Below are 23,029 nucleotides of genomic sequence, written 5' to 3' on the forward strand. Positions count from 1 at the left end.
GATGACGTCGCGAACGCCTGTCACCCGTGCCGCTCAAAAATCGAAACCCAAGGTCGCGCCATAGGTGCGAGGCGGAGCGAGGCTGCCGCTATCGCCATAATTGCTCGTACTCAGCTGGTTGTAATAGAGGTCGTCGGTCAGGTTCTTCCCCCAGACCCGGAAGAAGATGTTCCCCGCATCCGGCCGCCAGGTCAGCGACGCGTCGAGTGTATTGTAACTTGCCTGTCGCAGCCTGGCATCCGGCGTGGCGACGAAGCCATCATTGTAATAATATTGGGCGGAAAGCGAGAATGTGCCGATGCTGGTCGGCAGATCGTAGTTTCCGCCGACCGAGAAGGTAAATTTGGGCGTGTTCTGAAGTGGATTGCCGCTTGCGGCGCCGTTCAGCAGGCAGTTGCCCCCGATCTGGCCGAGTGCAACCTGTAACGGGTCGCGGCCGGGCGGCACGAACGTGCCGAGGCATGCGGTGTTGTTTCCCGGGAATTTGAAGCCGGCGGGCAAAGGATAGGGCACTGTCACGATCGCGTCCGGGAAGCTCCTGTACTTGGCGTCTGTGTAGTTCACGCCAGCCGTCAGCCGCATGTCGCGCGTGGCCTGGATAGTTACGTCAGCATCGATGCCGTAGATGTTCGCGCCATTGGCGTTGTAGACATTCTGGACGCCCGAGATGATCTGCGTCACCTGGACGTTTTGCTGGTCGTAGTAATATCCCGCGACATTCAGACGAACCTTGCGGTCGAAAAGATCCGACTTCAGTCCAACCTCATAAGCATCCACGATTTCGGGCCGCAGAATGCTGACCGGAAACTTCTGCGGCACATAGGTACCGCTCCGAAAGCCGCGATTGTAGCTCGCGTACATCATGAGTTCGTCGGAAAAGCGATGGTCGATCGAAAAGCGCCATGTGAGCTTGTTGAACACTTTCGACTCGTTGACGGGAACGCCCAACGAGGTGGTCGCTCCCGTAGTCGAATTGTAGACCAGTCGCGACGCATCGATGCTGCGATGATCGCTGGTGTATCTGATCCCGGCGGTGATCTTCGTTGCTTTGGAGATGTCGTAGGATGCCTGGGCGAATCCGGCGTAGGAATCGAGGGAGACGTCGGTGAGGGTGTCGGTATAGCCTGACGACCCAACAAGCGATGCAAGCGCAAATCCGGACGTGCGGAAGGGAGCAAATGAGCTCTTGCCCCACATGTAGAAGCCGCCGAACATCCACTCGAAGGGCCCCGAACCTGTAGATTGCAGCTGAAGTTCCTGCGTGAACTGCTTGTCTTGGGTGGTGCTGTCTACGATCGTGTTGCGAACGTTGCTTCCATCAGGGTCGAGCACCACATGGAGATTCGATTCCCTGTAGGCGCTGATGCTCATCAGCTCGACATCACCCAACCCCTGCTTGATGGTCAGGCTGCCGCCATATTGTTCCGATGCGAGCGAGGGGTCGGTATCCGCCCGAATGTTGCGCGGATCAGCCAGAGGGGGCTGTCCTACGGAGTTGATCCCGAACTGGGCGAAGGCAGGATCGGCGGCGCTGCGCTTGGCATAGTCGCCCGATAGGGTAACCGTGGTTCGGCTTGTCGGTTCCCAGAGCAATTTCGCCCGGCCACCGTAGCTCCGCTCCGTTTGAACGTCATGACCGGTGGCGACGTTCACACCATAGCCCTCGTCCCGATTCTGGTAATCGCCCGCGACGCTGACGGCGAGCGTATCGGTAAGGCCCCCGGAGACATATGCACTCGACGTGACGGTGCCATAATTGCCGTAGCCAAACTGCGCCTTGCCCGTGAGCTCATGGCTCGGTTTGCGGGTCGTCACCTGGATAAGGCCGCCAGTTGCGTTGCGACCGAAGAGAGTACCTTGCGGTCCTTTGAGCACCGCGACTTGCTCGACGTCGTCGAGGCCAAGCAGCGTTGCAGTTGCGGACATGATATAGACGCCATCGATATAGACGGCGACGGGATTTTCGATCCCGGGTCCCTGACCGGTCGACCCGAGTCCTCGGATACGGGGCAACCCGAAGCCACCAAGTCCAGTCGTAAAATTCAGCGAAGGCACCGCAGCTTTAAGATCGAGTGTGCTAGTGACGCCGGACTTGGCGACATCATCGCCGCTCAATGCAGTGATAGCGACGGGCACGTCCTGCATATTTTCGGCGCGCTTCTGCGCGGTGACGACGATGTCGGCAACGCCGGAAGACTGGTCCGATTGGCCATCCTGGGCCCACGCCTGAGACGAGGCCAGCGCGGCCCCACAAACGCCACATACGGTCAGGATCTTCGCGAGCTGAAACGGCGTGTGCATCCGCCTACCCATCGTCATTAGCCTCTCCCTAAGTCTGGATGACCCCAATCTTTTTCTATGGGCCTGCGGGCGTCTCTATCGAAACAAAGATACTATGTATAGTATGTTAGTATCAATGCGGCTCAAATTCCTTGCATCCGCCTGATATTGCGGGAGAGTTTCTCCCACGCCGGTGGCGACGATTTCGACGCCGGGGGGTCTAATTGGAACTGCAGAGACAAGCGCGAGAGCCGGCGGGAGGCTCTGAGTCGGACAAGATAGTTACCATGTATGGAACGATGGTATATGCGGGGACTGGCTCGGGAATAGCGGGGATTATGGCCTGCCCGAGGCGATGCACAAAAAGGAGCGTTATGTTGGAGCGATTGATATGAGTGCTGCGAAGGCCAAGAGGGATGCCGTTGGACAGAACCTGCAGAGTAGAGGCGGCATGCCGATGTATGCGCTGCTTCTCTCTGTGTTTCGCCAGCGGATCGAGAATGGCGATTGGGCACTCGATGAGCAGATCCCGACCCTGGACGAATTATGTGTGGAGTTCGGCGCCGCTCGCGTCACTGTGCGGCACGCGATCGGCTTGCTCGAGGCCGAGGGACTGATCGGCCGCTATCGCGGCCGGGGGACGTTCGTACTCAAGAAGCCCGAGTCCGCCATCTGGTACCAAGTTCCGATGACCTGGGCTGACAATGTCGGTCAGGAACCCGATATCGAGTTCGACCTGCTCGAAAGTCGGGTCGCGGATGGCGCTCCCTTCCATTTTCGCGAGGTAGGATCTCCGGCGCCGTCCTACCATCTGTTGCGACGGCTGCTGCTGCGCCATCACGTCCCCTATTGTGTCGGTACGACCTATATCGAAAAGGATCTCTTCGACAGGATCGGCGGCGAACGCTTCGACGTTCCGGTGCCCCTCAAGATCATCGATCAATCCATTCGCGGCGGCATTGCCCACGCCGAACAGACCATACGTGTCGTTGCCGCCGAACTGCAGACGGCCAAATGGCTCGATCTTCCACCGGGCGCGCCCTTGCTCGCGGTTGTTCGATCGGTGGTCGATCAGAATGGCACCCTCATATACGAGTCGCTGGGTCATTTTCGCGGTGACTTTGTGGAAATCCACAGCGATCTGCGATAATTTTGAACGTTAAATCAGTCATTTATTAGATTTTCCAGGAAACAAGGTCCTAACGTTCTATACATAGAACCTATTTCATGGTTTAACGGCTCTCGGAACGACAACGAGGCTAGCGCCGACAACCGACAGGAGAGAGTTCCAGCCCGCAATCCCTCGGATTGCGGCTGCTTCCTCCTGCCGGGAAACCGAGAGAGGGAAGAACTTGGCCTATATTGGCACCGACATTGGTGGAACCTTCACCGACCTTATCCTGATGAAGGACGACGGGTCGGTCCGCATCTTCAAAGCCCTGACGACGCCGGAGAACAGGACACGCGGCGTCCTTGACGCCATGGAGCTCGCCGCCGAAGCAACCGGTGTAGCGCCGGAACAGCTCGTGAGCGAGCTGCAATATTTCTCCCACGGAACCACGGCAGCGACAAACGCCTTCATTGAACGCAAGGGTGCGCGCACGGGCCTCCTGACGACGAGGGGCTTTGAGGACACGTTGCGCATCCAGCGTGCAATGGCCGGCTGGGTCGGCATGCCGGCACATGAAATCTCCCATTTCTCAATTCGCAAGGTCCCCGAGCCGATCATCGAGCCCGGGGATACGATCGGCGTAGTCGAGCGCGTCGATTACAAAGGCGACGTCATCGTGCCGCTCGATGAAGCGCAGGCCCGCATCGCCATCCAGACGCTCGTTGACCGCGGCGTGGAAGCAATCGCCATCAGCCTGCTGTGGTCCTTCCGCAACCCCGCGCATGAGACACGGCTCGCCGAGCTGATCGAGGAGATCGCTCCGGGCATGTTTGTCACGGCCTCTTCCCGTCTCGTGCCGATCATCGGCGAGTATGAGCGCACCTCCACGACCTCGATCAATGCCTATCTCGGCCCGGTCATCCATCGATACATCAACGGTCTGGAAAGCGCGGTCCGCGATTTCGGTTATAACGGGCCGATATCGATCATGGAGTCGGGGGGCGGCGTTCTTCCCGCGTCCGAGGCCGCCTTCCAGGCCGCCAATCTGCTGACTTCCGGTCCCGCGGGCGGCGTTCTAGCTTCGCAGAAGCTCGGCGAACAGCTCGGCTATCGCAATGTTCTGACCGCCGACATGGGCGGGACCAGCTTCGACGTCGGACTCATCGTGGACGGACAGCCGCTCCTCGAGACGGTGCGCGAGGTCGGCCGCTTCCACGTGGCGCTGCCCTCGATCAAGGTGACTGCGATCGGCGCCGGCGGCGGTTCGATCGCGCGCGTGGTCGATGGCCACCTGACTGTCGGGCCGGAAAGCGCCGGGTCGACCCCAGGGCCCGCCTGCTATGGTCGAGGCGGCGTCGAGCCCACTATTACCGATGCCGACGTCGTGCTTGGGATCATCGACGCCAAGTATTTCCTTGGCGGCAAAATGAACCTCGATGTCGAGGCCGCTCGCGAAGCGGTTCGAAAATATGTCGCCGAGCCGCTGGGGTTGACAATCGCCGAGGCGGCCGCCGGTATCCGGGAGGTCGCCAACAACCAGATGGCGGACCTCTTACGGAGCGTCACATTGCGTGCCGGGTTCGATCCGCGCGACTTTGCCCTTATGGCCTATGGCGGCGCCGGAGCGACGCACGCCCACCAATATTCCGAGGTTGCCGGGATCGGCACCGTCATCGTTCCTAATACGGGGCCCGCTCACTCCGCCTTCGGGACGGTAACAGGCGACAGACACCGCTCCTTTTCGCAGGCCTTCGGCCAGCACGCCCCTGCCCGCTTCAAGAAGGCGTCGGACCATATCGATCTCTCGGTGCTCAACCGGTCGTTCGGTATCCTCGAACAGCAGGCCATCGACGCGCTGGGCGAGAAAGTGGAGATCCACCGCTTCATCGGCATGCGGTTTCGCCAGCAGGTGCACGAAATCGCGGTGGAAGTACCCGAGGGCGAGATCGACGGCGCCGCCGTCGACGCGCTCGTCGATCGTTTCGAGGTCCAATATGAGCGGATCTACGGCAAGAACACCGCGCTCCGGATCTCTGGCGTCGAATTCACCGCCCTGCGGGTGGAAGGAACCTCGCCAGTCGTCAAGCCACAGCCCCAAAAGGTCGATGGATCGGGTCGCTCCAATCGGCCGATCGAACAGCGGGACGTCTACTTCTACGGTTCCGGCTTCGTCCACGCAAACATCTACCGCAGCGAGGACATAGGCCCAGGATTTCCGATCGAGGGTCCTTGCATCATCGAACGCCCCGACACGACGATCGTCGTGGGACCTGGGCAGACCGCCGAAATGGAGCCTTTCGGCAACATCATCATCACCATTCCCGTCGCCGACTAAGGGGGAAACCCGTCATGAGCACCATCTTTGAATATACGCCGGTCGAGGTCGATCCCATCACCTTCGAGGTGATCAGGCATCGCCTTCTTTCCATCACCGATGAGCAAGCTTCGACACTCGCCTCGGTATCGGGCTCCGCCCTCGTCAATGAAGCGACCGACTTCAATACCGGCCTTTACCGGGCTTTCGGCGAGGTGGTCACGATGGGAAAGACCGTCACCTTCCACGCCGCTTCGCTGTCCTTGATGGTCAAGCATGTGATCGAGGATTGCGAGGAGAGCATCGGGATCAATCCGGGCGACATGTTCATCGTGAACCATCCCCACAAGGGCGCATTGCACTGTCCCGATATCGGCGTCCTCGCGCCGATTTTCTTCGAGGGCAAGCGCATTGGATGGACCGGCGGCTGCGCACACCAGCTGGATGTCGGCGGCATGGTGCCCGGCAGCTTCGCATCGATGGCCAAGGACATCCGTCAGGAGGGCATGCTCATCCCGCCTGTGAAAATCGTCGATCGCGGAGAATTGCGAGGCGATGTTCTCAACTTCATCACCGGCATGTCGCGCCTGCCCACCAACATCAGCCTCGACCTCAAGGGCCTGATGGCGGCGAACAATGTCGGCGTCAAAGGCGTGCTCGACACCATCGCCAAATATGGCGCCCAGACCGTGCTGACGGTCATGGACGGCATGATGGACCTGTCGGAAACCAAGATGCGCAACCGCCTGCGGGAACTGCCCGACGGCGTGTTCCGTGCGCAAGCCTTCCTCGACCATGACGGCTTCGAGAACAAGATCTACAAGATCCATGTCGAACTGCGGAAGAGTGGCGACCGGTTGATCTTCGACTATTCGGGCTCGGATGACGAAGCGCCTGGCTTCATCAATGCGACGCGAACCGGATTGCTGGCCGGCATCTATGCCGGGATCCTGCCGGTGATCGCGTTCGACCTTCCCTGGAATGCCGGCTTGCTTCGGCCGGTCGAAGTGGTTTCGCGCGAAGGGTCAGTCGTCTCCTGCAAATTCCCGGCCCCCTGCAGCCAGGGACCATTAGGGGCGATGTGGCTTGTCGAAGTCACAACGACGGAAGTCATTTCCAAGCTGATGGCGTCGCATCCGGACTATGTCGCAGAAGCCCAGGCAGCGCCGGCGAGCGGGCCCGACCTCTTCCATATTCATGGGAAGAACCAATATGGCGAGCCGGCGACGGCTCCGATCCTGGAGGTGATGCTTTCGGGAGGCGGCGCTTATGCGCACCGCGACGGCATCACCGTCTCGGGCCAGCGGAACATCACCGCCGGCAAAGCTCCCAATGTGGAGGCGACCGAACTCAAGCTGCCGGTACTCTACATGTATCGCCGGATCGTGAAGGTGAGAACGGCGGAGCAATATTCGACCACGGTAGCGGCGGGATAGTCCTGCTGCGGGCGGCGTAAAAGTCGTCCACCTTGAAGCCTTTCTGCCGAGTCAGGGAGGTGTGGGGATCTACAGCGTGGAACTTTATCTTCAGGTCCGTCTGGCTTGCGCGGATGGCATGAGCCAACGGGCGGCGGCGAAGCGTTTCAATGTGTCGCGCGATACGGTACGCAAGATGCTGTCGTTTTCATCGCCGCCGGGTTACCGGCGCCAGTCCGTACCGCAGCGCCCGAAGCTGGACGGGTTTGTGGCGATCATTGATGGATGGCTTGAGGGTGACCGCAGTGTCCCGCGCAAGCAACGCCATACGGCGAAGCGGGTATTCGACCGTTTGCGCACCGAGCATGGTTTCACCGGCGGCTATACGATCATCAAGGATTACATCCGGGAGCGCGAACAGCGCAGCCGGGAGATGTTCGTGCCGCTGGCGCACCCTGCGGGAGATGCGCAGGCCGATTTCGGGGAAGCGCTGGTGGAGATCGGCGGGGTGGAGCAGAAGGCCTACTTCTTCGCGCTCGATCTGCCGCACAGTGATGCCTGCTATGTGCGGGCCTATCCGGCGGCGGTGGCGGAGGCCTGGGTGGACGGACACGTGCATGCCTTCGCGTTTTTCGGCGCGGTACCGCGCTCGATCGTCTATGACAACGATCGCTGCCTTGTGGCGAAGATCCTGCCCGACGGCACGCGGCAGCGTGCAACATTGTTCAGCGCTTTCCTGTCACATTACGTGATCCGCGACCGCTATGCTCGCCCGGGCAAGGGGAACGAGAAGGGCAATGTGGAGGGGCTGGTAGGCTATTGCCGGCGCAACTTCATGGTGCCGATCCCGAAGTTCCCGACCTGGGAGGCGTTCAACCTGTGGCTGGAGGAGCAATGCCGCGAGCGCCAGCAGGACAAGGTGCGCGGGCAGAGCGAGACGATCGGTGAGCGGCTGCAGCGCGATCTCGCGGCCATGCAGCCTCTGCCCGCTACACCCTTCGAGGCCTGCGATCAGAAAGGCGGGCGGGTCTCCTCGCAATCCCTGGTGCGCTACAGGACCAACGATTATTCGGTTCCGGTGGCCTGGGGCCATCAGGAGGTCTGGATCAGGGCCTATGTCGATGAGGTGGTGATCGGCTGCCGCAGCGAAGTCATCGCCCGTCATCCTCGTTGCTATGCCCGCGAGGAGGTTGCCTTCGACCCGCTCCATTATCTCCCGCTGATCGAGCAGAAGATCAACGCATTCGACCAGGCTGCGCCTTTGCAGGGCTGGGACCTGCCCGAAGCGTTCACGACACTGCAGCGGTTGATGGAAGGGCGCATGCACAAACATGGCAAGCGCGAATATGTGCAGGTACTGCGCCTGCTGGAAACGTTCACCCTCGCCGATCTCCAGGCGGCGGTCGAACAGGCCATCGATCTTGGCGCCATCGGCTTCGATGCCGTCAAGCACCTCGTCCTGTGCCGGATCGAACGCGTACCGCCCAGGCTGGACCTGGACGTCTATCCCTTCCTGCCACGCACCACGGTCGAGAAGACCTTTGCCAGAGCCTATCTGAGCCTGCTCTCCGACCGGCAGGAGGCCGCATGAGCGATCAGGCCCCGGAGATCCTTCTCGCTCACCATCTCAAGGCGCTCAAGCTGCCTACGTGCCTGCGTGAGCATCACAAGCTCGCGCGGCAATGTGCCGCTGAAGGCGTCGATCATATCCGCTTCCTCGCCCGCCTCGTCGAGATGGAAATGATCGACAGGGAGCGTCGCATGGTCGAGCGGCGCATCAAGGCCGCGCGCTTCCCCGCCGTCAAAAGCCTCGACAGCTTCGACTTCGCCGCCATCCCCAGGCTCAACAAGATGCAGGTGCTCGAGATGGCGCGCTGCGAGTGGATCGAGCGGCGTGAGAACGCCATCGCTCTGGGGCCATCAGGCACCGGAAAGACGCACGTAGCGTTGGGGCTCGGACTGGCAGCATGCCAGAAAGGACTGTCGGTGGGCTTCACCACCGCGGCAGCGCTGGTCAGCGAAATGATGGAGGCCCGCGACGAGCGCCGTCTTCTGCGCTTCCAGAAGCAGATGGCCGGATACAAGCTGCTCATCATCGACGAACTGGGCTTTGTGCCGCTCTCCAAGACCGGCGCCGAACTGTTGTTCGAGCTGATCTCCCAGCGTTACGAACGCGGCTCCACCTTCATCACCAGCAACCTGCCCTTCGACGAATGGACCGAAACCTTCGGATCTGAGCGTCTCACAGGCGCGCTCCTCGATCGCCTGACCCATCACGTCAGCATCCTCGAGATGAACGGCGAAAGCTATCGCCTCGCGCACAGCCGGGCCCGCAAGGCCAAAACCAGACCCTGAAAATTACACCAATGCCGGGGGGAGTGGCCCTCGGGCTACGCCCTCACGCCACTCCCCCCGGCATGTAACACGATGGCCTGGTTTTACGCCGCCGAATGGCCGACTTTTGCTCCGCCGTTGACACATTGCGCCAAATGGAGAGACATCGAGCGCGGCTGGACTGCCAATATTGAATGTAAAGAACTGCATTTTGTAGACAGGCGGCACGGTCGCGCCGGCATATTGCCGCTGCAACGTGTACGCATATTGGATCACGCCTGCCGCAGCGCTGCTCTCCGCGTCAGTCCGCAATGTAATCTGAGAGCTCCCAGGGTTTACGAGGCCGTAGTTGCGCGCGAGCCACCACGTGTCGGGAAAATTGACGGAGACGGACGTGTACGAGCCGGTCCCACCCGGGCGATAGCGCAATATCACGGGATTCGAAGCGGGGGAATAACCTGAGCAATAATTATCCGACGTGCCACCATTTTCCGATACACGAATCTGCGCATATCCACCGATTATGGTTCCATTGTTGTCGAAGACCGTTCCGTCACACGATACCCGGAAGAACGGCATCGATCCGGCGTTCGCCCCGTTGTTCAAGTAGATAGCGTTCTTGTGCGAATCCACGACATATGTGCCGTTATTCCACTGCTGCATATTGCCCGAATGGCAGGCAAAGGCACAGCCATCCGCTCTTCCGAAACGAACGAGCTCACCATTCCAGCGAGCGCCGGCAATAAGGTTGTCGATGCCGGCACTGGTGGTCGGCAGAAGCATCGAAGGGGAGGTGTCGAGTGCAATGTAGAAATTCATGCTCGGAGGCTGCGACGAGTTTGCCGACGCCGTCCCATGAATTGACAAGGTGGGCATCCCGAGAATGCTGGCGAAATAGTTGCTCGAAGTACCGTTGTAGCTCACGCGGGCAGTCCGCAATGTGCCAAGGCTGCCTGATGAGGCATCGTCAATGATGACGACCCGGCTGCTCACCTTGACGCCCGTTAAACCGCTTACCTGCTGGTCGAACATCTTCTCCGCCGCTTCTTTGGCGACAGCGCTGCTTTGACCGAGCATGGTCGGGTCAACGGCCGCAAGTGCTGCGGCGTCGGCGACCGCGTTGAGTTTGCTCTGCAAGCGTTCGGCGTTGCTATAGTCGATGCAAAAGCCAATGGCGAAAAGCAGCAACGGAATCCCGGCCGCGGCAAGGAGCAGGATATTTCCGCGCTTTTCCGAGGCGAGGCGCCTGAGGGTCCTGGAAAACGAAATTCGCATGTAAGGTGACCTCTCGATCCCTCAGTTTTGGCGGGGGCTCATGTAAAGCTTATCAGCAAGTGCGATTGTGCCGGATTGCCCGTAACTAATTGCTGGCGTGTAGACGTAGACGACCTGGCCGAAGAACAGATACCCGCCCGCCGTACCAACTTGGGTCACCGTTGCGCTGCCTGTCGCATTGTTGCAGACGTTCGAGCCATCAGGCGACGACGGTATCATTGGGCCTGTAATGAGGTCCGGAGGAATCACGACGACGGTGCCAGCGACCTGCGACGGGGTTGTTGGCGCTGTGCCAGTTTGTGCGTGGCTCCAGATCACGAAAGCGTGCGTCGCATCGCAGACTCGCAATTCCGAGATCTGGAGTGTCGCATTCGCCCGATCGAAGGGCGCAAGGACAAGCTGCGCCCCGCCAATATATGCTGCAATCACCTCGTTCGCAGCTGGCCGGGAGGGCGACACGCCTGTGCTGACGAGATCCGTCAGCGCCCGCGTCGCAATCGTTACTTTCTGGTAGCAGGCGACCATGTCCGCAATGACGTAGGCGCTCACAAACAGGATCAGCATTATGGGGAGGACGATCGCGAATTCGACCATCGCGATGCCTGTCGTCTCTTTGGAGAACCGCTTCAGCATACCTGCACCCCGGTGGCACAGCCATAATTTTCGACGGTTACGACATAGGTTGCCACGACGAGGCGTTCGCCGTTTGGACTAGTGATAAAGTTGAACCCGAGCGGGGCCGCCAACGCAGGCAACAAGTAGGAAAGCTGCACGATGACAAGTCGCCCCTGCGTGCCAACCAGCCCATCGTTCGCATGGCTCGTCCCCGCACAATCCGAGCTCCCATATCCGCCGCCCGTACTGATAAGCACGCCATTTGAGTAGGCGTAGGTCGGAGCGGAGAGGTTTGGGGAAGTGCACCCTACCGGCATCACTGCGACATTGATCGCAACGCGGCTACAACTGAGGAACGGCGGAAGTGCGCGCGGGACGGTCAGCGGTTTGCCATTAACATCGGACCCGGAAATGCCGATGCAAACCGCATCCTTGAAATCGGCAGCGCTCATGCCGGACTGACCCGTAGAATTGCCCGCCGGCGACATCGTTTGCGCGACACCTGTCATAATTAGCCGCGCCGAGCTTTGGACAGCTGTCTCGAGCCCGGTCTGCACAAGGTAGATCAGGCCGATTTGGAGTGCTCCAAGCAGCAGAGCGATGAATGCCGGGGCGACGATCGCGAATTCAAGCGCCGCGCTTCCTCTGGCGCTGCGCCCTACCGCCGAGAGCACGCCAAGGATGCCACCGTCCGGAGCATCTGGAGGGCTCGGCAATTCATGATCGGCAACGGATTTTCTTGGAACACGGCGCATGGAAACCTCACGCTGCGTAGGCGACGACGTTGGTTGCGAGCTCCCCCGGCGACGTGTGATCGACCTGACCGATACGCTGGCCCGAACCCTTGACAGCGGATCGGGCCTCATGACGGCCAGGCGTCTAACTCGTAAAATAGCAATTCCGTTATTTCAGGCGCTGCCCAGTGCTCCGAACCAACGAGCGCAATACCGGCGAATGAGGCTCGCCACCTCGTTCGTCATTATTTACCGCCACAATAAGCGATATTGTTGCGCAGTCCCCGTGTAGGCTAAAACAGGCCCGCCCCGCGTAGTGGGATTTGGCATTCTCCCTTATTACTACGCGGTTTTACTATCGCGGTACATATATCACAGCAATCGCGAAGGCTTTTCGATTGTTCCGTTGGCGCGAACGCCGAGTTCGGCGCAAACGCCTACCCAACCGATCCTTCAACGAATGCCGGATCCGAGCAGCGCTGATCCCTGGCTCGCCGAACAACCACCCTTTCCCAAGGTTGGCCGGGCCATTGGGCACTGCCCCGGAGCACATCCCATCCAACTCGAAGAAGCGTGCCTCAAGCTACTTCCGCGAGCCCATAGCCATAGCGCCGCAGGCCTCGGATTGACGCGCACGGCCCAGCGCTCCGCTATTTGTAGTGATCGGGTGGATAGAGCGATAGAGCGCGACATACTGAAAGTTGCTGACCTTATCGACGGTGCGGATTTCGGCGAGTTGCTCGGGCTGCTGGCGGTAACGGACATCGACCTCGCACCTGCGCAGAGTCACATTCTTGCAGTCTGGGCCTCGATCTTCAGGGAAGTGCCGTTCGACGCGAAGAACCGTTCCATCCTCAATGGCCCCATTCATTGCCTGACACGCCATCCGCCATGTCAGCGATAATGGTCCAGCATAGGCGGTCGGTGAAGACATTGGGCAAACGAGAATGGGCGCACGGTCAGAGGCGGAACGCGCATCGCTTCGGAATGAAGCGGATTCATGAGGATGATGTCCGCCTCGGGCAACACCGCGGAACTCAACGCCGCGAATAGGGTCCGGCGGGATTCAGCCCATTCGTCAACGAGGGATTTCTTCACAGCATCATCGCCCTGGTCGGGGATCCGGACCGGTTCACTATCGATCTCGGTCCAGCCAAGGAAATATTGCACGCGCATCGCATCGTCCGAGGTCGGCAGGTACCGTAGCGCTATCAGAACCGCGAGCGCCGCCTCGCTCGCGAAATTCACGATCGGCCGCCCGGGGGACGAATATCGCCCTCCAAACTTCATCGTCCCAGAGCCATCGAGGTCCTCATGGCCCTCGCGTACCAAACGCCAAATCTTCATAGCGAACCATCAAACCTGGGCCGCGTGCGTGCGGAAATCATCAACATGACCTACTTGTACATGTCCGGCGGATACAGCGTGACATATTGGAAATCGCCGTTGCGAAATCGAAGGGCTTCGATCTCTTCGGGGTCTCCGTCGTCATCGAGCGCAATTGACATCGCCACGTCGATCGAAAGCAAGATTTCTGCTTCGCCGCTTGCGTCTTCAAAGGGGATAAGGACCTTGTCCTCGGAGTCGTACATCGCCTCATCCCAGTTCGGATGGGTGAAGGAAATAAGCGCCTGTACCTCTAGCGTCCCCACGACCAAGATCGGCCGGCCACCTTCGCTCGGCTTAAACGCGGTGAGCTTCTTGATTTCCGCCGAATTGACCGTGATCTCGTCGATCTCGGCGTCCATCACGTCGTTCGCCTCCAGGCCCCAGGAATTGAGCTCTTGGTCGACCTTCTTGACCAGCTCGTCATCATGATCGCTGAAAAACGTGTCGAGCTCGGGCGCCGCCATTTCGAGGCCAAGCGCCTTGAACAGTTCAGGGAACGATTTCACCAACGAGATGTGGCTCGCTCCCTTCACCGGACCCTCGAAATCGCCGTCGTTTGAAACGATGATCACTGGGTGCCTCTTCGATGCTTCGTTCTTGAGGCACTCGAAGGCAAACGCATCGGGGAATTGGTCCTTCTTGCTGTCACCGGCGAAGAAGCCCTCGCCCGCCGCATACGCGTCGAAAACGACCGATGGCTTCACGTCATCAATCGCGAGCGTGGTGGCCCCGAGTGCCTTGAACATCTCGGCAGTCGCCTTGTCGTATTTCGCTTTGAGCTTCTGACGCAGCTCGGGCCGCTTGATAGCGGGCAACGCGATCCCGGTCGCACCCTCGACGATCTGCCGGAAATGAGGCTGGCTGATCTCCCTGATTGCATCGAAGTCATTCTGCACGTGCTTCTTCGCGACCTCGCCCATTGTGAGGTCGGTGGTCAGCACGGTGACAAGGCCAGCCTCGACCAGATCGATAACGCGCGCGATTTCGGGGCCACCAGGAGGCTTTCCGGCGCTTATCACGACATTTGCGTCAAGGAAGGCCTTCGGCGTTGGCTTCGGACTTTTCTTCACCGGCAATTTGAACTTCTTATCGGTCATTGCCAGCCACCAAATGGCGAGGACCTGCGCATCGCTACTCCTCGCTCTTCGTCGCCATTATTTGGAGCGCGACTATGCGGGCTCCATCCGCTCCGGCTCAAGAAGGAGAAGCGCCGCACATCCTGCCGCAGCGCTCATCGCTGCGGCGACCAGGCTCGCAACCGCCACTTCATGCACCAGAACGGCCCCGCGCGAGGCGATCACGCTTCCCACTAAAGCGGTTGCGACGAGGCCACCTGTCCGAGCAAGCGCGCTATTCGCTCCGTTCGCGGCACCGACGTGCCGTTCGTCGACCGAATTCATGACCGCGGTCGTCAGTGGGGCGGCCGCGCCTGCCATACCGATCGCCACCACGAGAAGACCTGGCATGACACTCGTCCAATATGAACCGTTTGGATCGACGCGGCTCAGAAGCAGGAAGCCGCCCGCGACAATGAGGGGACCGATCGTCAGAGGCAAACGCGGGCCTATGCGTGCAGCGAGGGTTCCCATCGCCCGCGAGGCGAGACCGATCACGATCGAGAGCGGCAGCAGAGCCGCGCCCGCTTGAACGGCTGAATAACCGCCCGCTTCTATCAGCAGGAATGGCAGGAGAACGAACAACCCTCCCAGCGCGCCGTATAACAGCAGCGTGAGAATCGAGAGGCCGATATAGGATCGCGTGGCAAACAAGCCGAGGGGCATCATCGCGCGATCGCCGCGCTTGCGCTCAGCCCAAATGAAAAGCAAAAGTGCGGTCGCTCCGATTGCGACCGCCCAGCCGCCGCCGCGCATCGCAGCTTGGCCCGACAATATGGTGAGGCCCCATGTGAGAGCACCGAGGCCGATCGTCGCGAGAATGGCTCCGGGCCAATCGAGCTTGCTGCCACCCTCACCATGGCTTTCCGGGAGATAGCGCGCGCCAAGCCACAAGGCTCCGAGGACAAGCGGCAGATTCACCAGGAAGATCGCGCGCCAGCCGACCAGGTCGATCAACGCTCCGCCGACGAGTGGACCGATTGCACCGGCCGCGGCGCCGGCCGCCGCCCAGGTACCGATCGCCTTGCCTCGCTCTTCGCCGGTGAACGCCGCCCCTAGACTGGCCAGGCTATTCGGCAACAGCATCGCGGCGCTGATACCCTGAACAGCCCTCCCGACGATGAGCCACCCAAGGCTAGGGGCCGCCGCGCACAGGATCGATGCTACGCCGAAGGCGCCCACGCCCCACAGGAACATGCGCCGACGCCCGTAGAGATCGCCGGCGGCGCCTCCTAGTAGCAGCAAGGCGGAAAGCGGGAGCAGGTAGGCGTTCACCACCCATTGGAGATCAGCTGGAGAGGCGCGGAGTTCGTTTCCGATAGCGGCGAGCCCGACATTCACCACCGACCCGTCTACGAACGACAGACTCGACGCCAATATGGTCGCAACCAGGATGGCACCGGAATGCCGGGTGGCCTTCCGCGCCGCAGTCGCGGCCATGGCTGCGTCGCACGGGGCAGGGATGCTGGTCATCGCAGTGCCTTTATCGAGGTGCGAATAGCGTATGATGGTTGGGGTTGCGCCATGGGTATCACCGGATCATGGGCGGCACCTCGGCAGCCCGCTCAAAGTCGCCCATCGACATGGGCGGTCGACCGTATGCGTCCAGAAGCTCGTTCCAGAAGCTCAAGAGAAGCGCGCGCCGCTCCGCTGTTGTCCAGGCTTCGCTTTGCCCCTCCACCGCGGCGGCGCTGGCTACTGCCTCGACGAACTGCGAACTATACGCGCCGGGAAAGACCGTGTCCGAGAGGTCGGTCGCCCCGAGCTTGATCGCGATGGGCCCCTTGCCGCCCATCTCGCGGATGCCGGCGATCGCCTTTTCAAGAAAGGCATCAAGCGGACCGAACGGTATTGCGCTCGACAGCCAGAGTCGCCCTTTATGCTCGGTGAAGCTGTTGGTGTTCACCGCCCAGATCTCGCCGGTTCTCTGGAACCACTGCGTGGCGTTCCAGACCGCCATGGCATTTCGGTCGCCGTCGATGCGGCCCCATACGGAAAGGGCCCCATCACCGTTCAATCCCCAGTCGCCATCCTTGCTACGGATCTCAAGACCAATCTTCGATATCCGGAGCTCAAGGTCACTGCGCGGCGGGGCCGACCATTCCGATGGCGCGAGGCGGGCATAAATCCGCCGACCAGCGTTGAGCTTCACCCCCCGTTGGGGCTCCTCCATGGAGGCGTTCCGAAAACTGAGCGCTTCGTCAGCACCTTTCCAGACGGCAACATCCGTCTCGCTCGACGGATGCCACACGATTTCCGGTGGGGGCGCCATTGCTGGTGTTTGTGCCGCCAGAATAGTCAGGATGCAGCTCTTCATGACCTGCGCGAAGCGCTTCCGTTCCGCTGCGATCTCCTCCTTGGTCGCACCGTCCGGCAGGAGATAGGTCTTCGCGCCGCTGCGATGACGCCAGTCAAACGGCAGCGCCTCCTCTCCGGGATAGTGCGCGGCATTCGCAACGAGGATGATCCGACCCTGCGTGAGAGCACGTTCCGCATAGCCGAGCTCGGACATCACGTTCGGGTTCTGGAGAAACTTGGGTTTTGAACGTTTTTGCGGCGGCACGGCAGGCTGCAGGATTGCGGGATCGGTGACGCCGACCGGGGTCATATCGGCCACAAAGACGTTCGCCGCCGCGATCTTGCCCAGAATCGTTGAGGTGATGTCCGGCGTGCCCCCTACATTCTTCGTGTCATGGTCGACCTCGGGCCGGTCGGCCTCCTCATAGTCGGGATCACTCGCAATGAGCTTGCAGGCTTCCTTCAATGCGTCGCGAACGAAATAATGGTGTAACGCGGGATCGCGATCACTCTGCCAGGACCAGAAAACCTTCATACCAAACATACTCTCCGGAGGAGGTCGCCCCCCTCATAGCCGCGCCAAGGTCGGCAGGGATTTGACTATCTCATTTCCGACCAGATTCACCGCTAGGTGCCGTTTCAACGGGCAGTGAACCCGGCGGTGGTGGTGGAATCTCGACCCGGGGACGCCATTCCCTGCCGCCGGACACGCTCGAACCCCCGCCTGTCGCAGCGCACGATCGGGTTCAGCCGAACAAGGCGCTTTGGTCCTCGCCTGGCGCGATCGTCATGACATCGGCCCACTCAGGATGCTTCTGGTACTGGGCAAACACATAGGGACAGAGCGGCATGATCTTGAAGCCGTGTTTCCTGGCGTCCTCAACCATATAGACGACCAAAGCGGCGGCGGCGCCGGTGCCCTTCATGCTTTCCGTCGCCTCGGTGTGATCCGCGCTGATAAGGTCCGGCCCACGCTGGGTGTAGACGATCTCGGCTGCGCCATCGATCCCGTCGATGCGTCCGAGATAACGCCAGTAGCGGCCCTCGATATGCTCCTTGGTAATGCTGAGTTCCGTCATGCCTGCTCCATTCCTCGTCGCGAGCCCGGCGATTTTGCCGATCTCGTCACAGCCTCATAGTCGCTGCTTACACAGGGTTCAGTCCGTGCGCCCTCATGAACGCCCCCTCTTTGTTCGACGTGAGAGAACGCGGCGTTCGCGATCCTGACAACCCGGCTCCGTCGCCAGTCCGGTCGACCGCGCTATGAGATGGCATGGTCGATCGATATAATCAGTCCACGCTTAGCCTGCGCCTCACGATCGACGAGGTGTCGAGTTTCCTCGACCGTGCGTTCCCGGCTGACACCCGGTCAAGTTACGGCGTCGTCGAAAGCCTCAGCCTCAACAGCCTGCGCATGCGCCTCGTGCCGAACCGGTCGATGATACGGCCCGGCGGGATCGTTTCAGGCCCTACTCTGATGGCGCTGGTCGACGTCGCGGCCTATGCAATCATCGCCGCTCATCACGGTCCGGAAGCAATGGCCGTCACGAACGCGCTATCGATTTCATTCCTGCGCGCCTGCCAGCTAGATACCGTATTTGCCGACGCGACCATTCTGAAACTCGGCCGGCGCCTTGCGACCGTCGATGTGCGCATTTGGCAGGGAACGGTCGATCACATGATCGCGCTGTCGACCGTCGGCTACACGCTACCCTGAGCCGAGCACGGCTAGCGCCATCCCAAACCCGGCGCGACATGCGTCAGAATGGCGTCAATTATGTGAGCGTTATATTCGACGCCCAACTGGTTCGGAACCGTCAGGAGAAGCGTGTCGGCCTCGGCGATCGCCTCATCTTTTTTGAGTTGTTCGACCAACTTGTCCGGCTCAGCCGTGTAGCCCCTGCCGAAAATCGCACGCTTCGTTTCATGGATCAGGCCGATCTGGTCCGCATCTTCGCCCCCATTCCCGAAATAATCCCGGTCGCGGTCATCGACCAAAGCGAAGATGCTCCGACTCACCGAAACCCGCGGTTGCCTCGTGTGCCCGGCCTCCTTCCAGGCTTCTCGATAGGCGCGGATCTGCTTGGCTTGCTGGATGTGGAATGGCTCGCCGGTCTCGTCATCCTTCAGCGTCGAGCTCTGCAGGTTCATCCCGCGCTTCGCCGCCCAGATCGCGGTCGCATTGGAGGCGGCACCCCACCAGATGCGGTCGCGAAGGCCTTCAGAATGCGGCTCGACCCGCAGAAGGCCTGGCGGGTTCGGAAACATCGGGCGCGGATTGGGCTGCGCGAACCCCTCGCCCTTCAGCGCCTCGAGGAAAGCTTCGCCATGCCGGCGCCCCATATCGGCTTCCGACTGGCCGTCCTCGGGCTGAAAGCCGAAATAACGCCATCCGTCGATAACCTGCTCTGGAGAACCCCTGCTGATCCCAAGCTGCAGCCTCCCGCCGGCGATCAGATCGGCCGCGCCGGCGTCCTCCGCCATATAGAGCGGGTTTTCGTAGCGCATGTCGATCACCGCCGTGCCGATCTCGATGCGGCTTGTGCGCGCGCCGATGGCAGCAAGGAGCGGAAAAGGCGACGCGAGCTGCCGCGCGAAATGGTGAACGCGAAAATAGGCTCCGTCGGCTCCAAGGCGCTCTGCCTCTATCGCGAGGTCAATCGACTGAAGGAGCACATCCGAAGCTGACCGCGCCTGCGAATAAGGTGATGCGCCCCAGTGGCCGAACGAAAGGAACCCGATTTTCTTCATTCTCGAACGTACCCGGCTGCGATGACTCCGTCACCATATCGGTTCGGGCGCCTGGGGGGACAACCGTGACTGTTCGGCACAGCCTGACACCGGGTTCACACCGGCAATCAAGGAAAGCAAAAGCGGCCGGCGTCATAGCCGATGCCGATCTGAAACCCTCGATCGCCACACTCGGCACGTGTAGGACCCCCTTCATGCTCGTCTACTTCGACAAAGAACAGAACGCCGTCGCCCAAACTATGGGGCGCTATCATCCCTGGACGGTAACGACAGCCACTCCAGATGGGCGTTATATCGATTTCAAGGCCAATCCTGGCGAGATACGCACGGGGTTGGAGGATCTGCGGTACGTCGAAGGAACGGCAATCGAGGACGCAATCGTGGACTTCATCGCGTGGGCCAATGGCCCGGCGAGCCCCTTTGAAACCAATGATTTTGGCCTCCGCCCCCTTCGCTCCAATGGGTCCGGGGTCTCGTCAAAGGCGCTCGAACAGATGTGCCGGGTCACGGTCTTCTTCCGCGAACTTCGTCGGAACACCCTCGGGGGCGATCTCACTCCATTCGCGCGGCGGCTGGAGCGCGCATTGAAGCGGATCGCACCCCAGTTCGACCAAGCTTGCTGGGGTTGGGCACTTTGGCCTCATTTGTTCCTCGCGCTCGGCGACGAGGATGACCCCGACGCCGAAGGCAACGTTATCCAGCTGCAGCTCTGGGGCTGGGGCGATACGGCACAGGAGGTTCACAGCAACATGATCCGCGCATTCGCTGTCCTTCGCACGGCCCTCGAGGAAACGGAGACGGGGGGAGAGGCGCCCGCTTGAGCCAGCGCTGCTGAAGATGCAGAGCGCCTACGAATCGGGCGTCATAGCCCTTCGGATGAAGCCCAAATCCTCGGCTAAATCCACCCCGACGAGGAAAGTCATGACCCGCAGAACGCTGTCAGCGGGAGGAAGGCTGAATTCCCCAGCATAGCCGTTCGACGTCAGGAGAAAGACGCTCGCTCCGGTTGCCGCCGCCATCAGCCCCCCGCCGCTGACCAGCAATGCGGCCGGAATAACCTTTAGCCGCAGCGCAGGGCGGTCAGCGCCCACGACAGGGTAGCCGGCCCTCTCCGCGAAAATGATCAAGGCGCAGGCGACGAGAATGCCGAGGGCGAGAACGAGCGCGATGGAATCGCGTATCATGGCGAGGCCATCGCCCGCGGTTGACGATTTCGCGAGCTCCGACCCAAGGCTTGCGATCAAAAGGCACGCGAACGGCACCTTGAGGCGCGATAGCGCCCCTCTGGAGGAGTCTGGGATGATACGCCTGAACAGGTCTCCGGCGATCAATGCCAGGAGCATTGGCATCACATTGGTCAACTTGCGGCTCTCCGTCTACCGCACGGTAGCGCGGCCCCTATCCGTACACTGGCAGGATGCGCTGTACGACCGGTGCTGCGCGAACACAGGGTCAGGCAAGGGGAAACAATCCGACTCGGGCAATCGGCGGCATGACCTTTGAACAGCCTGTGCACCGCCTTCCGCCGCGAAGATTTCGTGATACTGCGGTCGCCTGCACCAAGGGGGGAATGAATGGGCAAAGCGAAGGACCTGCACATTGAGACGATGAACCTTGCCTCGGAATGGACCTCGTTGGTGGGCTCGATCCTGAACCAGCCGCACGTCGGACAAGCATTCCAGCAGCGCCCCGATGAATCGCCTTCCGACGAAGAGGAGTGGAAAGCGTATCAGTTCGCCCCGGATTTTGTTTTCACACCCGCTGGGATGACCGAGATCACCGCGATCGAGATCAAAATGATCCGCTGGCGCAATAACTGGCTCGGTAGGGTCAGCGACGCGGTTTCCTTTATGGAGCAGGTTATCGCCCACAACAGCCTGCATCGCGGCGTGATCATTTTTACCGTGCCAATTGCACCCGTTCTCTTGATCGAGTTGAACGCCGCAGCCGGCGATCGGATCAGAATCTGGGACCTCGACAAGCTGCGCGAGCTGGCATCGACCAACGAACTTTCAGATGCGCTCGAGGGCCTCGCGGCCGAGACGATGATCGACGGGCCTACGGCGGAGCCGCAAACCATCCCGTCCGACGAAAAGCCTGGCAGACGGATCGCCGACAAACTGAGGGCGACCCCTGCAGGCACTGATGGGTGGCCGGCGTTCGAAGCTGGCTGTCACGAAGCGATCCAATTTCTTTTCGGCAAGGAGCTGCATAACCTGGTAACCCAGCAACGCACAGATGATGGACTCAATCGACTGGACCTGATCGGGCGCATCCGGCCAGGCTGGGAGTCTTTCTGGGGGATGATCGCAACGGACTTTGCCACACGCTACGTCGTCTTCGATGCCAAAAACTACGCCGAGCCTGTAGGACAGGCACCTATCTACACGACGGCCAAATACCTGATGCGTAGAGGGCTGCGGGCCTTTGCGATTATCATCGCACGCGAGGGGGCCTCGCCCCAGGCGTTCCAGGTTGCAGCGGGAGATCTACGCGAAACCGGAAAATTCATCCTCATCATCAGCATGGCGGATCTGTGCCTTATGCTTGACGACGCTGACCGCGGCGACCCGCCGGAAAATCGCCTGTTCGATCGATTGGACGAGGTGCTGATGACTATCGGACGGTAGCTGGAGTGCGCGCCATGGCCCGACGTGCAGCCCATAGTGTTCGGCCGCCGCATCCCCCTTTTAAGTCTGCGACGGCCGAACCAGCGCTCAACGGCGCCGTCTCCACCAGAACTGCGACAGGGACATTGATCGCCCCGGTATCGCGCTCGCAAGGCCCGCGGCCGCCACCGCGGCGCCGGCAAGCAGGAAAGAAGTCACCGCCACAAGCGACAGAAGCTCGGAAATGCTCTCCGGCGCGACCAATCCTATACCGGCATTCGCAATCGCGGGGGGATGGAGCGCGTCAAACACCAGCACCAGGCAGAGCGCAACGCTGACCGACATCGCAATGGTAAGCGGCGTCGCAGGCACGACCATCCGCGCGACCAAACCGACCCCCATCGATCCGATATGACTCGTGAGGATGCGCGCGGGATGGCACTGCCGCAGCGTCGGTGCCGTCGCGACGAGAACGGCACTCGAGAACAAGGACGCCAAATACAGCCGGCCGCCTGAGGTCCATTCGCCCCCTTGAATGGCGACATATGTGACGGCCCCGCAGGCAACAGAGCAGACCAGACCGCGCTCAATTCGCCGCATCGGTCGACGGTCCGCCGCTGATTGAGCAGCGGCGTCTCCGGCTTCCTTCGCGCCGCCATTGATAACGAGCGGCGTGTGATCGCCGCCGTCGCCGCCAAATGGGTGCGCGGCCGAGGGCAAGCTGGGGCCGGCGACAGTCGAGGTCGAGGAATGCTCGCTCATGCCTGTACACTTCCTGCCGCCGGCCAC

At 60.8% G+C, this 23,029-nt stretch carries 21 protein-coding genes; 9 read left to right on the forward strand and 12 right to left on the reverse strand.

The features are described from left to right. Window positions 1–33: 33 nt before the first annotated feature. Window positions 34–2,319, reverse strand: a complete 2,286-nt coding sequence (locus KNJ79_RS18355; RefSeq protein WP_317152123.1) for a TonB-dependent receptor — start codon at window positions 2,317–2,319, stop codon at window positions 34–36. 316 nt (window positions 2,320–2,635) lie between these two features. Here KNJ79_RS18355 and KNJ79_RS18360 point away from each other — a divergent pair, with 316 nt between their 5' ends. From KNJ79_RS18360 to istB, 5 genes are all read left to right on the forward strand, one after another. Then, the gene (locus tag KNJ79_RS18360) at window positions 2,636–3,430 is read left to right on the forward strand and encodes a GntR family transcriptional regulator (RefSeq protein ID WP_317152124.1); all 795 of its coding nucleotides are present in this window, start codon (window positions 2,636–2,638) and stop codon (window positions 3,428–3,430) included. Between the two features lie 202 nt (window positions 3,431–3,632). Continuing rightward, complete coding sequence (locus KNJ79_RS18365; protein WP_317152125.1) at window positions 3,633–5,726, forward strand: hydantoinase/oxoprolinase family protein; 2,094 nt, start codon at window positions 3,633–3,635, stop codon at window positions 5,724–5,726. A gap of 14 nt (window positions 5,727–5,740) precedes the next feature. Then, window positions 5,741–7,141 carry a hydantoinase B/oxoprolinase family protein gene (locus KNJ79_RS18370; RefSeq protein ID WP_317153949.1) on the forward strand — a complete coding sequence of 467 codons (1,401 nt, stop codon included), beginning with the start codon at window positions 5,741–5,743 and terminating at the stop codon, window positions 7,139–7,141. 76 nt (window positions 7,142–7,217) lie between these two features. Further along, window positions 7,218–8,711 carry an IS21 family transposase gene (gene istA, locus KNJ79_RS18375; protein ID WP_031294232.1) on the forward strand — a complete coding sequence of 498 codons (1,494 nt, stop codon included), beginning with the start codon at window positions 7,218–7,220 and terminating at the stop codon, window positions 8,709–8,711. Then, the gene (gene istB, locus KNJ79_RS18380) at window positions 8,708–9,475 is read left to right on the forward strand and encodes an IS21-like element ISSsp5 family helper ATPase IstB (protein ID WP_007686288.1); all 768 of its coding nucleotides are present in this window, start codon (window positions 8,708–8,710) and stop codon (window positions 9,473–9,475) included. Before istA ends, istB begins: the two co-directional genes overlap by 4 nt. 3 nt (window positions 9,476–9,478) lie before the next feature. On the opposite strand, the gene KNJ79_RS18385 is transcribed toward istB, so the two are convergent. From KNJ79_RS18385 to KNJ79_RS18395, 3 genes are read right to left on the reverse strand one after another with little or no spacing between them, the layout of a single operon-like run. Next, a complete protein-coding gene (locus tag KNJ79_RS18385) occupies window positions 9,479–10,729 on the reverse strand; it encodes a TadE/TadG family type IV pilus assembly protein (protein WP_317152126.1) in 1,251 nt (416 codons plus the stop codon). 21 nt (window positions 10,730–10,750) lie between these two features. Beyond that, window positions 10,751–11,362, reverse strand: coding sequence for a TadE/TadG family type IV pilus assembly protein (locus KNJ79_RS18390; RefSeq protein ID WP_317152127.1), 612 nt, complete (start codon window positions 11,360–11,362; stop codon window positions 10,751–10,753). Continuing rightward, window positions 11,356–12,099, reverse strand: a complete 744-nt coding sequence (locus KNJ79_RS18395; protein WP_317152128.1) for a TadE/TadG family type IV pilus assembly protein — start codon at window positions 12,097–12,099, stop codon at window positions 11,356–11,358. Before KNJ79_RS18395 ends, KNJ79_RS18390 begins: the two co-directional genes overlap by 7 nt. A 604-nt stretch (window positions 12,100–12,703) precedes the next feature. On the opposite strand from KNJ79_RS18395, the gene KNJ79_RS18400 reads away from it, so the two are divergent. Next, window positions 12,704–12,982: a hypothetical protein gene (locus KNJ79_RS18400; protein ID WP_317152129.1), complete on the forward strand. Its 279-nt coding sequence runs from the start codon at window positions 12,704–12,706 to the stop codon at window positions 12,980–12,982. Here the strand turns inward: KNJ79_RS18400 and KNJ79_RS18405 are convergent. The 5 genes from KNJ79_RS18405 to KNJ79_RS18425 all read right to left on the reverse strand — a co-directional run bounded on the left by KNJ79_RS18405 (window position 12,973) and on the right by KNJ79_RS18425 (window position 17,959). Further along, window positions 12,973–13,425: an RES family NAD+ phosphorylase gene (locus tag KNJ79_RS18405; protein WP_317152130.1), complete on the reverse strand. Its 453-nt coding sequence runs from the start codon at window positions 13,423–13,425 to the stop codon at window positions 12,973–12,975. The two genes, KNJ79_RS18400 and KNJ79_RS18405, sit on opposite strands and share 10 nt — an antisense overlap. A 50-nt stretch (window positions 13,426–13,475) precedes the next feature. Further along, window positions 13,476–14,564 (reverse strand): PIN domain-containing protein, encoded by a 1,089-nt coding sequence (locus tag KNJ79_RS18410; protein ID WP_317152131.1) that lies wholly within the window; start codon window positions 14,562–14,564, stop codon window positions 13,476–13,478. Window positions 14,565–14,636: 72 nt separating this feature from the next. Then, window positions 14,637–16,055: an MFS transporter gene (locus KNJ79_RS18415; RefSeq protein ID WP_317152132.1), complete on the reverse strand. Its 1,419-nt coding sequence runs from the start codon at window positions 16,053–16,055 to the stop codon at window positions 14,637–14,639. Window positions 16,056–16,113: 58 nt separating this feature from the next. Then, window positions 16,114–17,424: a hypothetical protein gene (locus KNJ79_RS18420; RefSeq protein WP_317152133.1), complete on the reverse strand. Its 1,311-nt coding sequence runs from the start codon at window positions 17,422–17,424 to the stop codon at window positions 16,114–16,116. 202 nt (window positions 17,425–17,626) lie between these two features. After that, on the reverse strand, window positions 17,627–17,959 hold the full coding sequence (locus KNJ79_RS18425) for a GNAT family N-acetyltransferase (protein ID WP_317152134.1): 333 nt from the start codon (window positions 17,957–17,959) through the stop codon (window positions 17,627–17,629). 194 nt (window positions 17,960–18,153) lie between these two features. Between KNJ79_RS18425 and KNJ79_RS18430 the strand changes: the two genes are divergently transcribed. Next, the gene (locus tag KNJ79_RS18430; protein WP_317152135.1) at window positions 18,154–18,597 is read left to right on the forward strand and encodes a PaaI family thioesterase; all 444 of its coding nucleotides are present in this window, start codon (window positions 18,154–18,156) and stop codon (window positions 18,595–18,597) included. A gap of 11 nt (window positions 18,598–18,608) precedes the next feature. Here the strand turns inward: KNJ79_RS18430 and KNJ79_RS18435 are convergent, their stop codons facing one another. After that, window positions 18,609–19,631 (reverse strand): LLM class flavin-dependent oxidoreductase, encoded by a 1,023-nt coding sequence (locus tag KNJ79_RS18435; protein WP_317152136.1) that lies wholly within the window; start codon window positions 19,629–19,631, stop codon window positions 18,609–18,611. Window positions 19,632–19,825: 194 nt separating this feature from the next. On the opposite strand from KNJ79_RS18435, the gene KNJ79_RS18440 reads away from it, so the two are divergent. Then, the gene (locus KNJ79_RS18440) at window positions 19,826–20,452 is read left to right on the forward strand and encodes a hypothetical protein (protein ID WP_317152137.1); all 627 of its coding nucleotides are present in this window, start codon (window positions 19,826–19,828) and stop codon (window positions 20,450–20,452) included. 27 nt (window positions 20,453–20,479) lie between these two features. On the opposite strand, the gene KNJ79_RS18445 is transcribed toward KNJ79_RS18440, so the two are convergent. Next, window positions 20,480–20,992, reverse strand: a complete 513-nt coding sequence (locus KNJ79_RS18445; protein ID WP_317152138.1) for a hypothetical protein — start codon at window positions 20,990–20,992, stop codon at window positions 20,480–20,482. A gap of 213 nt (window positions 20,993–21,205) precedes the next feature. On the opposite strand from KNJ79_RS18445, the gene KNJ79_RS18450 reads away from it, so the two are divergent. Then, window positions 21,206–22,261, forward strand: a complete 1,056-nt coding sequence (locus tag KNJ79_RS18450) for a hypothetical protein (RefSeq protein WP_317152139.1) — start codon at window positions 21,206–21,208, stop codon at window positions 22,259–22,261. A gap of 87 nt (window positions 22,262–22,348) precedes the next feature. Here KNJ79_RS18450 and KNJ79_RS18455 read toward each other — a convergent pair whose 3' ends face one another. Continuing rightward, on the reverse strand, window positions 22,349–23,002 hold the full coding sequence (locus KNJ79_RS18455) for an HPP family protein (RefSeq protein ID WP_317152140.1): 654 nt from the start codon (window positions 23,000–23,002) through the stop codon (window positions 22,349–22,351). Between the last annotated feature and the right edge of the window lie 27 nt (window positions 23,003–23,029).

This window comes from Sphingopyxis indica, from assembly GCF_032879645.1.
Classification (GTDB): Bacteria; Pseudomonadota; Alphaproteobacteria; order Sphingomonadales; family Sphingomonadaceae; genus Sphingopyxis; species Sphingopyxis indica.

Bases quoted from the DNA above. Each gene is read 5' to 3' on its own strand.
- KNJ79_RS18405 (WP_317152130.1), bottom strand. From the start codon at position 13,425: ATGAAGATTTGGCGTTTGGTACGCGAGGGCCATGAGGACCTCGATGGC.
- KNJ79_RS18435 (WP_317152136.1), bottom strand. From the start codon at position 19,631: ATGAAGAAAATCGGGTTCCTTTCGTTCGGCCACTGGGGCGCATCACCT.
- KNJ79_RS18450 (WP_317152139.1), top strand. From the start codon at position 21,206: ATGGGCAAAGCGAAGGACCTGCACATTGAGACGATGAACCTTGCCTCG.
- KNJ79_RS18420 (WP_317152133.1), bottom strand. From the start codon at position 17,424: ATGTTTGGTATGAAGGTTTTCTGGTCCTGGCAGAGTGATCGCGATCCC.
- KNJ79_RS18370 (WP_317153949.1), top strand. From the start codon at position 5,741: ATGAGCACCATCTTTGAATATACGCCGGTCGAGGTCGATCCCATCACC.
- KNJ79_RS18455 (WP_317152140.1), bottom strand. From the start codon at position 23,002: ATGAGCGAGCATTCCTCGACCTCGACTGTCGCCGGCCCCAGCTTGCCC.
- KNJ79_RS18430 (WP_317152135.1), top strand. From the start codon at position 18,154: ATGGTCGATCGATATAATCAGTCCACGCTTAGCCTGCGCCTCACGATC.
- KNJ79_RS18360 (WP_317152124.1), top strand. From the start codon at position 2,636: ATGCACAAAAAGGAGCGTTATGTTGGAGCGATTGATATGAGTGCTGCG.
- KNJ79_RS18415 (WP_317152132.1), bottom strand. From the start codon at position 16,055: ATGACCAGCATCCCTGCCCCGTGCGACGCAGCCATGGCCGCGACTGCG.
- KNJ79_RS18395 (WP_317152128.1), bottom strand. From the start codon at position 12,099: ATGCGCCGTGTTCCAAGAAAATCCGTTGCCGATCATGAATTGCCGAGC.
- KNJ79_RS18385 (WP_317152126.1), bottom strand. From the start codon at position 10,729: ATGCGAATTTCGTTTTCCAGGACCCTCAGGCGCCTCGCCTCGGAAAAG.
- KNJ79_RS18425 (WP_317152134.1), bottom strand. From the start codon at position 17,959: ATGACGGAACTCAGCATTACCAAGGAGCATATCGAGGGCCGCTACTGG.
- istB (WP_007686288.1), top strand. From the start codon at position 8,708: ATGAGCGATCAGGCCCCGGAGATCCTTCTCGCTCACCATCTCAAGGCG.
- KNJ79_RS18390 (WP_317152127.1), bottom strand. From the start codon at position 11,362: ATGCTGAAGCGGTTCTCCAAAGAGACGACAGGCATCGCGATGGTCGAA.
- KNJ79_RS18410 (WP_317152131.1), bottom strand. From the start codon at position 14,564: ATGACCGATAAGAAGTTCAAATTGCCGGTGAAGAAAAGTCCGAAGCCA.
- KNJ79_RS18440 (WP_317152137.1), top strand. From the start codon at position 19,826: ATGCTCGTCTACTTCGACAAAGAACAGAACGCCGTCGCCCAAACTATG.
- KNJ79_RS18355 (WP_317152123.1), bottom strand. From the start codon at position 2,319: ATGACGATGGGTAGGCGGATGCACACGCCGTTTCAGCTCGCGAAGATC.